Genomic DNA, 11,670 nt, shown 5'->3' on the forward strand with positions numbered 1-11,670 from the left:
TGTTACTACTAAATTTGGTTGTTCGAGTTCGTGCGATTGCTTCAATACCCAAACGAATTGCTCGTGTTAATGCGATTGCTTCGTTCCTCGCAATGACATGCTAAACAAAACAAACAGCACAACTAAAGTCATTGCGAGGTACGACGCAATCCTATCAGGTTGCTTAGTATTGCTGCTTGTGCTAAAAGATATTTACTTATTTTTGTTGCTCGTGATAGTGCGATTGCTTCAAGAATCAAATTTGTTGCTCGTGTTAGTAAGATTGCTTCGTTCCTCGCAATGACTCGTGAAACAAAAAAACAAACAAAACTAAAGTCATTGCGAGGTACGACGCAATCCTACTAAGTTGCTCAGTATTGGTGCTTGTGATAATACTAAATTTTGTTGCTCATGTTAGTGGGATTGCTTTAATACTCAATTGAATTACTCGTATTAGTGCGATTGCTTCTAGAATCAAATTTGTTGCTCGTGATAGTGCGATTGCTTCGTTGCTCGCAATGACTCGTGAAACAAAAAAACAAACACAACTAAAGTCATTGCGAGGTACGAAGCAATCCTATAATGTTGCTCAAAATTCGTGCTTGTGTTACTACTAAATTAAGTTGCTCGAGTTCGTGCGATTCTTTCATGGCTCAATTGAATTGCACGTGTTCGTGCGATTGCTTCGTTCCTCGCAATGACCCAATAAACAAAAAAAATCATAACTTTAGACAATTGTTTCTATAACATAAGACTCAAAGTATGAAGCCAGGATTCATTTACATCATCACAAATAAATATCAAACGGTAGTTTATACTGGAGTGACTTCAAATCTTCCTCGTAGAATTTTAGAACACAAAGAAAAAAGAAATCCAAAGTCGTTCTCTGCTCGATACAGTTTGAATATTCTAGTTTATTATGAGCAGTTTCAATGGATTGGTGATGCAATTGCTAGAGAGAAACAAATTAAAGCCGGTTCAAGAGAGGCTAAAAATAATTTAATACGCTCGATAAACCCTAGTTGGAATGATTTGTATGATGATATTAAGGACATTATGACCGTTTAAAAGTCATTGCGAGATACACCGTAATCCTACTTAGTTGCTTAGTATTGGTGCTTGTGCTACTATTTAGTTGCTCGTGTTAGTGCGATTGATTCGTTCCTCGCAATGACATGGTAAACAAAAAAACAAACACAACTAAAGTCATTGCGAGGTACGACGCAATCCTATTATGTTGCTCAATTTTAATGCTGTACTAATACATAATTTCATTGCTTACGTTAGTGCGATTGCTTCAATGCCCCAATGAATTGTTCGCGTTCGTGCGATTGCTTCGTTCCTCGCAATGACCTGCGAAACGAAATAATAAGCACAACTAAAGTCATTACGAGGTACGACGCAATCCTATTAGATTGCTCAGCATTACTGCTTGTGCTAATAGATATTTACCTATTTTTGTTGCTTGTATTTGTGCTATTGCTTCATTGCTCATAATGACGAAGTAACTCTAGGAATGACGAACTAATATTGAATAAAAAAGACCAAAAAAAAACCTAACATGCTGAACCTTCCTCCTAATAAAAAAATAATACTCTTTGATGGTGTTTGCAACTTATGCAATCAAGCCGTACAGTTTATTATTGAAAGAGATAAAAAAGATGTTTTCAGGTTTGTAGCTTTGCAATCCGACTTGGGTGTGGCAATTTGTCAGTATATTGGTGTTGATTCTACTCAGCTTGATAGTATTATTTTATTTGAGCCAGGTAAAGCATATTATTATAAATCAGAAGCTGCTTTGAGAATCGCTTCGGATTTAGGGTTTATGTATTCGTTAGCTGGAGTTTTTAGAATTATTCCAGAAAAAATCAGAAATCATATCTATGATTACGTTGCTATAAACAGGTATAAATGGTACGGTAAAAAAGGAAGTTGTATGATTCCGACACCAGAATTACAATCAAAATTTTTATAATGAAAATATATTTCATAGCCCTGATCGAAGGGAAAATCCTTTTTAGACGCTTTTTTTGCGGATAAAAAGATTGGAATGAGAGCAGGAAATAGCTCCTGAAAACAAAAAAAGCCTCAAATTTAGTTATATTTTGAGGCTTTGTTTTAAAATAATTAGTTGAAAATTATCTAATTAATTTTCTGTATTTCAAACGTTTCGGTGTTAAATCTCCACCAAGGCGTTTTTTCTTGTTTTCTTCGTATTCAGAGAAACCACCTTCAAAATAATACACTTCTGAATCTCCTTCAAAGGCTAGGATATGCGTACAGATTCTGTCCAAGAACCATCTGTCGTGCGAAATCACTACGGCACAACCAGCGAAATTTTCTAAACCTTCCTCCAATGCACGAAGTGTGTTGACATCTAAATCATTGGTAGGCTCATCCAGTAACAATACATTCCCTTCTTCTTTTAAGGTCATTGCTAGGTGCAAACGGTTACGTTCTCCTCCTGAAAGGGCTGAAACTTTTTTGTTTTGCTCTCCACCACCAAAATTAAAACGAGACAAATACGCTCTTGAGTTTACTTGCTTACCGCCCATCATGATTAATTCTTGACCATCGGCAAAGTTTTCCCAAATTGATTTATTTGGGTCAATGTTAGAGTGTGATTGATCTACGTAGGCAATTTTTACCGTCTCACCCACTGAGAATTCACCACTATCTGTTTCTTGTTCTCCCATTATCATTCTGAAAATAGTTGACTTACCAGCACCATTGGGTCCGATAATTCCAACGATTCCTGCTTGTGGCAAGGTAAAGTTTAAGTTATCGTATAATAATTTGTCTCCAAAAGCTTTGGCAACATTTTTCGCTTCGATAACATTAGTTCCTAAACGTGGTCCGTTAGGAATATAGATTTCTAGATTTTCATCTAATTGTTTTTGATCTTCGTTCAACAACTTATCGTAGTTCTGTAAACGTGCTTTTTGTTTCGTCTGACGTCCTTTAGCCCCTTGACGAACCCAGTCCAACTCTCTTTCTAAGTTTTTACGACGTTTAGAAGCTACTTTTTCTTCTAAGGCCATACGGCTTGATTTTTGGTCCAACCAAGAAGAATAGTTTCCTTTCCATGGAATACCCTCTCCTCTATCTAACTCTAAAATCCATCCAGCTACATTATCTAGGAAATACCTATCGTGGGTTACGGCAATTACAGTTCCTGAATATTGTGCTAAATGCTGCTCTAACCACAACACCGATTCTGCATCCAAGTGGTTGGTAGGCTCATCTAAAAGCAATACATCAGGTTGTTGCAACAACAAACGACATAAAGCTACACGCCGACGCTCTCCACCGGAAAGATTTTTGATTGGTGTATCACCATCAGGAGTACGTAAAGCATCCATTGCTATCTCAAGTTTGGTGTCGATTTCCCAAGCACCTAACGCATCAATTTTATCTTGCAAAGCGGCTTGACGGTCCATTAACTTGTCCATTTTGTCCGGATCAGAATAATTTTCTTCTAAACCAAACAAATCGTTAATGCTATTGTATTCCGCAAGTACTGCCATAGTCTCCGCAGCGCCTTCTTGAACAATTTCTAAAACGGTTTTAGAATCATCTAAGATTGGCTCTTGCTCTAAGTAACCAACTGTGTAACCTGGTTGAAAAACAACATCTCCTTGGTAATTTTTATCTACACCAGCAATAATTTTAAGTAGTGAAGATTTACCTGATCCATTCAAACCTAAAATACCAATTTTTGCTCCGTAAAAGAAACTTAAATAAATATTTTTAAGAACCGGTTTATCCGCTCCCGTATAGGTTTTACTCAATTTTTGCATTGAGAAAATTACTTTTTTATCGTCTGACATTATATTTAATTTTAATTTTTATATTCTTTTACAATCTCCCTTTTAGTGAGCTAAAAACCCAAGCATTGGCCAAAAAGCCAACTCCTACGGCTACAAATCCCCAACCTGAAACTTCACTATATCTAAAAGCTCCAAGACCTATTAATAGCAAACCCATTAAGATCATTATAAAGGTAGCCCATCCTAAGACCGTATTTTTATTCATTCCCATGATTGTGGTATATTATTTATGTGTTGCAAATATCGTGATTTAACCGCTAATTAAAAATATGATAGAGCATTTCTCGCAATAAATCCGAATTTGACATCGCATTCGCACCAACTCCTTTACTTTTTACATCAATATCTCGTAACGAAGCTACCACCTGACTTACTTTCCGCATCGGATAATTTTTAAGGGCAAGGTCGTACTCTTTTAAAAAATAAGGGTTTACTCCAATCACGGTAGCTACGTTTTTTGGGTTTTTATCCTTTAAACCGTGGTATTTTAATAATTGTACAAAGAAACCAAAAACCAAACTGGTCGTTACCACCATAGGATTGTCTTTGGGATTATTAGCGAAATTCTCAGCGATTGTATACGCTTTAAGTTGATTGCGTTCCCCTATCGCTTTACGCAATTCAAAAACATTAAAATCTTTACTAAAACCTATATTCTCCTCAATGTCTTTGGCAAAAATAGTGGCTCCTTTCGGCAATATGATTTGGAGTTTTTCAAGTTCGTTATTAATTTTACTTAAATCCGTACCTAGGAATTCAACTAACATCGCCGAAGCTTTGGGCTCAATAGCATACTCTTTACCTGATAAAACTCTTTTTATCCATTCGCCCACTTGGTTCTCGTATAATTTTTTACTCTCGAAAACTAGTCCGTTTTTAGCTAGTACCTTAGTTACTTTTTTTCGTTTATCTAATGTTTTGTATTTATAACAGATTACTAGAACCGTTGTAGGCATCGGATTGTCAGCGTACGATTCCAACTTTTCGATGGTTCGACTTAATTCTTGCGCTTCTTTTACAATAATGACTTGTCTTTCGGCCATCATTGGATATCGTTTTGCTGATGAAACAATATCTTCGACTGTTACGTCTCTCCCGTACAAAACGGTTTGATTAAAACCTTTTTCCTCTTCAGAAAGGACATTTTGCTCAATATAATCGGATAATTTATCAATATAGTACGGTTCTTCACCCATTAAAAAATAAATGGGTTTAATGTTTCCGTTCTTAATATCGTTTACAATTTTGATTACTTCGTCCATTTATATCGTGTTTCAAGTTTAAAGTTGGAGGTTTCAGGCTAAAGGTTCTGAAAAATTCAACTAAATACCTATTTTTGCGCTATGCAAAAGCTTAATTTTCCTTCTTATAGTTTCCGATTCAAAAATAGTGAAAATAAAGTGTCTATTTTTGATGAAATCAGGAAAAAATTCATCGTTCTTACGCCCGAAGAATGGGTCAGACAACATGTAGTTTGCTTTTTAATGGACGAAAAAAAGTATCCGAAATCATTGATAAACGTTGAAAAGGTATTGAAAGTAAACGGTTTAAGCAAGCGTTATGATGCTGTAGTTTTTAATCCTGATGGTAGTATAAAAGTATTGGTAGAATGTAAAGCTCCCGAAGTAAAAATTACACAAGCCACTTTTGACCAAATTGCACGCTACAATTTGACCCTTAAAGCGCAGTTTTTAATGGTAACTAATGGATTGAATCATTATTTTTGCCAAATGGACTTTGAAAACGAAGCGTACGTTTTTTTATCACAACTTCCCGATTATCAACTTTAGAATTGATTATAAATAATTTGTACATTTAAATTTCACTAGTATCTTGAAAAAAACAGCAGTAGTTATCCTAAACTGGAACGGTACAAAGTTATTGGAACAGTTTTTACCCTCAGTAGTACAATTTTCTCCCGAAGCGACTATTTATGTTGCTGACAATGCTTCTACAGATGATTCTGTTGCCTTTGTAAAAGCAAATTTTCCAACAGTTCAAATAGTTCAAAATAGCAGTAACTTTGGTTTTGCTCAAGGCTACAATGAAGCTTTACAGCATATTGAGGCCGATATTTATGCACTAGTAAATTCCGATATTGAAGTAACTGAAAATTGGTTACAGCCTATTTTACAAACTTTTGAAGCAGAGCCAAAAACAGCCATAATTCAGCCGAAATTATTAGACTTTAAAAACAAGACCTACTTTGAATATGCGGGGGCAGCTGGTGGTTTTATCGATAAGTATGGTTATCCCTATTGTCGCGGTCGCGTTTTTGATACTGTTGAACAAGATTTAGAACAATATGATAACAATTGCGCTATTTCTTGGGCTTCTGGAGCCTGTTTTTTTATTCGATCATCGGTTTACCATGAATTAGGTGGTTTTGATGCAGACTTTTTTGCACATCAAGAGGAAATAGACCTTTGCTGGCGTGCTTTAAATAAAGGCTATCAAATAAAATATCAGTACAATTCTACAGTCTACCACGTGGGGGGCGCCACGCTACAACAAGGCAATCCAAAGAAAACCTTCCTGAATTTCAGGAATTCACTGTTAATGTTATCTAAGAATTTACCCAAAAACAAGTTAATCTTAGTCCTTTTTACTCGTATGCTATTGGATGGACTAGCAGGAATTCAATTTATTTTTAAAGGAAAGTTTGCGCATTTCATGGCAATTTTAAAGGCACATTTCTCCTTTTATAGATTATTATCAAGTACTTACAAAAAAAGAGGAAATTTTCAGTCGGAAACATACTATTCAACAAAAAGTATCGTTTATCAATATTATGTTAATTCTGGCAAGATATTTGTTAAATGATTTTAACAGTAAATAATTATTGTATTCAACCTTTAAAAACTAACTTTGTAATTCAACTAAACATTATTTTTATGAAAAAAATCGTAATCACCTTATCACTTTTCGCACTACTAACTTCATGTGTTAGTAAAAAGAAATATGCTGATTTAGAATCAAGAAACAAAGAAACTCAAGATTTATTAAATTCGGCTACCGTAAAATTAAATGCCTGTCTTGAAGAGAAAGCAGGACTTACGGCAAGAGTTCAAGGTTTAAAAGAGCACAATGAGACGTTGATTAACACGTCTAAAGATATGACGATTTTAACGACTAAAGGTGCTGAAAACATTGAAAAAGCATTAGAATCTATCAAAGAGAAAGATTTAAAAATTAGTAGAATGCAGGATGCCTTAACTAAAAAGGATAGTGTTACACTAGCAGTTGTTACTAGTTTAAAAAGTGCAGTTGGTTTAAATGATCCAGACATTGAAATCAATGTTGAAAAAGGAGTGGTATTTATCTCTATTGCTGATAAATTATTATTCAAAAGCGGAAGCTACAATGTAACTGATAAAGCAAAAGGTGTTTTAGCTAAGGTTGCAAAAGTAGTTAATGACAAGCCAGACTTTGAGTGCATGGTTGAAGGTCATACAGATAACGTTCCATACATTGGTAACAACATTTTACTTGACAACTGGGATTTAAGTGTTAAACGTTCTACGTCTATCATCCGTGTTCTTACAGATGAGCTAGGAGTAAAACCAAGTCAATTAATTGCTGCTGGTAGAAGTTCATACGTACCATTAGTAGCTAATGACAACGCTGACAACAGAGCTCGTAACAGAAGAACTCGTATTGTAGTACTTCCTAAAATTGATCAATTCTACGAAATGGTGGAGAAAGAAATGAAAAAACAAGCTAAATAATTAAGTTATTCTATAGCTGTAAAGCGTCTCTTAACGGAGGCGCTTTTTTTATGCATAAATTTTAGCTGGAGATAGGTACTAATAGAAAAAGCAGATCTTTCGACCTGCCTTAATGTATCCTTAACTTTTCTCTAATAACCAATCAAATATAATTAAGAATAACATGCTTATATTGTAATTTGAAACATCTTATAATTTCAAAGATAAACATTTTATTATAAAAACATCATCGATAATTAATATTAGATAATATCAATATCTCCTTTTCCTTCTCTGATAATTTCAGGTTCAGCTCCTGATAAATCAATAATGGTAGAGCCTACGTTATCTCCATATCCTCCATCAATAACTAAATCGACAAGATTTTGCCATTTCTCAAAAATCAACTCTGGATCAGTAGTATATTCGATTACGTCATCCTCATCACGAATGGAAGTTGAAACAATAGGATTGCCTAACTGTCTTACAATTTCTAAAACAATCTCATTATTGGGTACACGGATACCAACAGTAGTTTTCTTTTTGAATTCTTTTGGCAAATTATTATTACCTGGTAATATAAAAGTATACGGTCCTGGTAAGGCTCTTTTTAAAATTTTAAAAGTAGCGGTGTCAATTTGCCTAACATAATCAGATAGATTACTCAAATCATGGCAAATGAATGAAAAGTTAGCTTTCTCTAATTTTACGCCTTTAATCTTTGCAATACGTTCTAGTGCTTTTGAATTAGTAATATCGCAACCCAACCCATATACTGTATCGGTGGGATAAATTACCAGTCCGCCATCCTTCAAAATCTTAACGACTTTAGCAATAGCAGCTTCGTTAGGTTTGTCTTCGTATATTTTTAAAAACTGTGCCATCGTATAACGTTTTATGTTTTTCTTGTTTACTATTCCAAGTTGATTTCTTCTTCTTAAAACTGCAAACGTTTTTTTTTAACCTATGATATCAAGTTTAGCAAATCGCAATAATAATTTCTTGATTCCCCCAACTTCAAATTTGATTTCTGCTTTTTTGTCTGCACCTACACCTTCTAAATTGACCACTTGACCACGACCAAAGCGTTCATGCATTACAACATTCCCTGCTGTCAATTTATTGTCAAATAAATTAGCCGTTCCTGATGCATTAGGGTTTCCACCAATAGGTTTTAATTTTCGCATGTTTAAATCGGGCTTAGGCATATTAGTTGAAGCTGGAATTGGAGGCGTCCCACTTGTTGGTTTGGCCAATCTAAGTTTGGATTTGTCCACATCGCCAAAAATATCTTTATCAATCATCGGCTTAAAGCGATACGAAGACTCTGCTGGTGTTAGGTATTCCAAATACTGCGCATCTATTTCTTCTATAAATCGCGAAGGTTCACTATCAGTTAATTTTCCCCATCGGTAGCGCGATTGCGCATAGGTCAAATACGCTTGATGCTCAGCTCTAGTCAAAGCTACATAAAACAAACGACGTTCTTCCTCTAATTCAGACCGAGTGCTCATACTCATAGCGGACGGAAATAAATCTTCTTCCATACCTACTACAAAAACATGTGGAAACTCTAATCCTTTGGCTAAATGTATCGTCATAAGCGCTACTCGATCTTCATCGCTGGTGTCCTTATCTAAATCGGTAGCAAGAGCTACATCTTCCATAAATTCGCCCAAAGCGCCTCTTGCACCGTCGATCTCTTTTTGCCCTTCGGTAAAATCTTTGATACCATTAAGCAACTCTTCAATATTTTGAATTTTAGCCATTCCCTCAGGCGTAGCATCCTTTTTTAATTCTTGTACTAATCCCGTTTTTTTAGAAACATGATCCGTGATATAAAAAGCATCTTGATTTTCATTGATGACCTGAAAACTTTGAATCATGGTAACAAAATCTTGAATCTTCTGTTTGGTACCGGAGTTTAGTTTCAAATCTATTTTATCAATATTGAGCATCACCTCAAACATGGATCTTTTATAGTGATTAGCCGCTACGACTATTTTTTCGATGGTCGTGTTACCGATTCCTCTTGCGGGGTAATTAATCACTCGCATCAAAGCTTCTTCGTCTTTCGGATTTAAAACTAAACGCAAAGAGCACAATACATCTTTGATCTCTTTTCTTTGGTAAAATGAAAGTCCTCCATAAATACGATACGGAATATCTCTTTTGCGTAAAGCATCTTCCATCGAACGGGATTGTGCATTGGTACGATACAAAATAGCGAATTGACCATTAGTCATTTGGTTTTGCATTTTTTGCTCAAATATGGTACTTGCCACAAAACGTCCTTCCTCAGCATCAGTCATGGAACGGTGAATTTTTATCTTAGGTCCAAATTCGTTTGCTGTCCAAACTATTTTATCTAATTTGACTTTATTTTTATCGATGATTGTATTCGCTGCTTCTACAATATTTCTAGTAGAACGGTAATTCTGTTCTAATCTAAAGGTCTTTACTCCTTCGTAATCCTTCTGAAAATTCAAGATGTTATTGATATTGGCTCCCCTAAATGCATAAATACTTTGCGCATCATCACCAACTACGCATATATTTTGAAATTTATCTGATAAGGCACGAACAATTAAATACTGGGAATGATTCGTATCCTGATACTCATCCACGAGTATGTATCTGAATCGATTTTGATATTTGGCCAAAACATCAGGAAAACGCGTCAATAATTCGTTGGTTTTTAGTAACAAATCATCAAAATCCATCGCTCCCGATTTGAAGCAGCGATCTACATAATTCTGATAGATTTCACCCATTCTTGGCTTCTTAGCCATGGCATCCGTTTCCATTAAATCAGGATCGTTAAAATAGGCTTTAACAGTGATCAAACTATTTTTGAAGGAAGAGATGCGACTTAAAATTTGCTTAGGCTTATAAATATCGCGGTCTAATTGCATTTCTTTTATAATTCCCGAAATAGCCCTCAGAGAATCCTGTGAGTCATAAATCGTAAAATTCGAAGGATATCCTAATTTATCAGCTTCTGACCTAAGTATTCGGGCAAAAACAGAGTGAAATGTTCCCATCCATAAATTTTTGGCTTCGCTAGACCCTACAATATCTGAGATACGGTTTTTCATTTCACGAGCCGCTTTATTCGTAAATGTAAGCGATAGGATATTGAATGCATCGATACCTTGGTGCATTAAATAGGCAATTCTTATGGTTAACACACGTGTTTTACCCGAGCCAGCACCAGCAATGATGATCATAGGTCCATCTTTTTGTAGAACGGGTTCGCGTTGCGCTTCGTTGAGTTGGGAAATGTATTGTTGCATGAAAATTTTCTATTTATGCAAAAATAAGAATTTAAGAGTTAATAAAGAGCCGTCTGGCAAATTTTTAAAATGCATTTGCTACCATTTTTATGGAGTTATTTAAGAAATGTACTTAGGACCAAAAGCAGCAAATTTCAACGCTTTTTATTTGTAAAAAACATCATAAGCAAAGCGGATTAAAGTACACACCACGACTACTAAGAAGAAAATTCTAATAAAGCCGTTTCCTTTGCTAATAGCTAATTTAGCACCTAACCATCCGCCACAAGCATTACTTGCTGCCATAGGTAATGCGATAGCCCAAAGGATTTTCCCTTTTAAAGCAAACAGGCAGATCGAACCAAAATTTGTCGCTAGATTTACCATTTTAGCATTTGCGGAAGCGTGCAAAAAGTCAAATCCCATTAAAGCAATAAAGGCTACGACAAAAAAACTACCCGTCCCAGGACCAATAAATCCGTCATAAAATCCAACTATAATACTAATCAACACTGCGTTCAATAGTAATCGCGTGGTAGATATTTCTTTTTCGACTTGCTGTCCAAAATTTTTCTTTGCATAAGTATAAATAGCTAATAGAGAGAGGATAAAAAGCAAGAGTGGCTTCATAAAATCATTACTCATATACGTTAATAAAGTAGATCCCAAAAAAGCTGACGGCATCGCCAACGCCATCATAAGAAATAACAATTTCCATTTCATTTTCACTTTTTTCATGTATTGATAAGCTGCAAACGAGGTTCCGCTAAAAGCAGGAATTTTTAAACTTCCAATAACGGTAGAAACGGGTAAATTAGGTAGTAAAATTAGACCTGTTGGTGTTTGTATTAAACCGCCACCACCTACAATGGCATCAAT

Annotated in this window: 11 protein-coding genes; 5 read left to right on the forward strand and 6 right to left on the reverse strand. The window is 35.3% G+C overall.

Annotation, left to right across the window (positions count from 1 at the left end; translation table 11 throughout):
• Positions 1-741 precede the first annotated feature (741 nt).
• Positions 742-1,047 (forward strand): GIY-YIG nuclease family protein, encoded by a 306-nt coding sequence (locus P8M54_RS14540; protein ID WP_300288716.1) that lies wholly within the window; start codon positions 742-744, stop codon positions 1,045-1,047.
• Positions 1,048-1,540: 493 nt separating this feature from the next.
• Entirely contained in the window at positions 1,541-1,954 is a 414-nt protein-coding gene (locus P8M54_RS14545) for a DCC1-like thiol-disulfide oxidoreductase family protein (protein ID WP_300288717.1), read from the forward strand.
• Between the two features lie 163 nt (positions 1,955-2,117).
• Here P8M54_RS14545 and ettA read toward each other — a convergent pair whose 3' ends face one another.
• From ettA to holA, 3 genes are read right to left on the reverse strand one after another with little or no spacing between them, the layout of a single operon-like run.
• Complete coding sequence (ettA, locus tag P8M54_RS14550) at positions 2,118-3,809, reverse strand: energy-dependent translational throttle protein EttA (RefSeq protein WP_300288719.1); 1,692 nt, start codon at positions 3,807-3,809, stop codon at positions 2,118-2,120.
• 28 nt (positions 3,810-3,837) lie between these two features.
• On the reverse strand, positions 3,838-4,014 hold the full coding sequence (locus P8M54_RS14555; protein ID WP_222616921.1) for a CAL67264 family membrane protein: 177 nt from the start codon (positions 4,012-4,014) through the stop codon (positions 3,838-3,840).
• 52 nt (positions 4,015-4,066) lie between these two features.
• A complete protein-coding gene (holA, locus tag P8M54_RS14560) occupies positions 4,067-5,071 on the reverse strand; it encodes a DNA polymerase III subunit delta (RefSeq protein ID WP_300288721.1) in 1,005 nt (334 codons plus the stop codon).
• A gap of 81 nt (positions 5,072-5,152) precedes the next feature.
• Here holA and P8M54_RS14565 point away from each other — a divergent pair, with 81 nt between their 5' ends.
• The 3 genes from P8M54_RS14565 (at position 5,153) to P8M54_RS14575 (ending at position 7,537) form a co-directional block, all read left to right on the forward strand.
• Positions 5,153-5,599, forward strand: coding sequence for a type I restriction enzyme HsdR N-terminal domain-containing protein (locus P8M54_RS14565; protein ID WP_300288722.1), 447 nt, complete (start codon positions 5,153-5,155; stop codon positions 5,597-5,599).
• A gap of 43 nt (positions 5,600-5,642) precedes the next feature.
• A complete protein-coding gene (locus P8M54_RS14570; RefSeq protein WP_300288723.1) occupies positions 5,643-6,632 on the forward strand; it encodes a glycosyltransferase family 2 protein in 990 nt (329 codons plus the stop codon).
• A 71-nt stretch (positions 6,633-6,703) separates the two neighbouring features.
• Positions 6,704-7,537, forward strand: coding sequence for an OmpA family protein (locus P8M54_RS14575; RefSeq protein ID WP_300288724.1), 834 nt, complete (start codon positions 6,704-6,706; stop codon positions 7,535-7,537).
• A 242-nt stretch (positions 7,538-7,779) separates the two neighbouring features.
• Here P8M54_RS14575 and P8M54_RS14580 read toward each other — a convergent pair whose 3' ends face one another.
• The 3 genes from P8M54_RS14580 to P8M54_RS14590 form a co-directional block, all read right to left on the reverse strand.
• Positions 7,780-8,400: an L-threonylcarbamoyladenylate synthase gene (locus P8M54_RS14580; protein ID WP_300288725.1), complete on the reverse strand. Its 621-nt coding sequence runs from the start codon at positions 8,398-8,400 to the stop codon at positions 7,780-7,782.
• Positions 8,401-8,475: 75 nt separating this feature from the next.
• Positions 8,476-10,812 (reverse strand): UvrD-helicase domain-containing protein, encoded by a 2,337-nt coding sequence (locus P8M54_RS14585; RefSeq protein ID WP_300288726.1) that lies wholly within the window; start codon positions 10,810-10,812, stop codon positions 8,476-8,478.
• Positions 10,813-10,956: 144 nt separating this feature from the next.
• Positions 10,957-11,670: TSUP family transporter (locus tag P8M54_RS14590; RefSeq protein WP_300288727.1), on the reverse strand; the 714-nt coding region annotated here is incomplete at its 5' end.

This window comes from Flavobacterium sp., from assembly GCF_029242675.1.
Taxonomy (GTDB): Bacteria; Bacteroidota; Bacteroidia; order Flavobacteriales; family Flavobacteriaceae; genus Flavobacterium.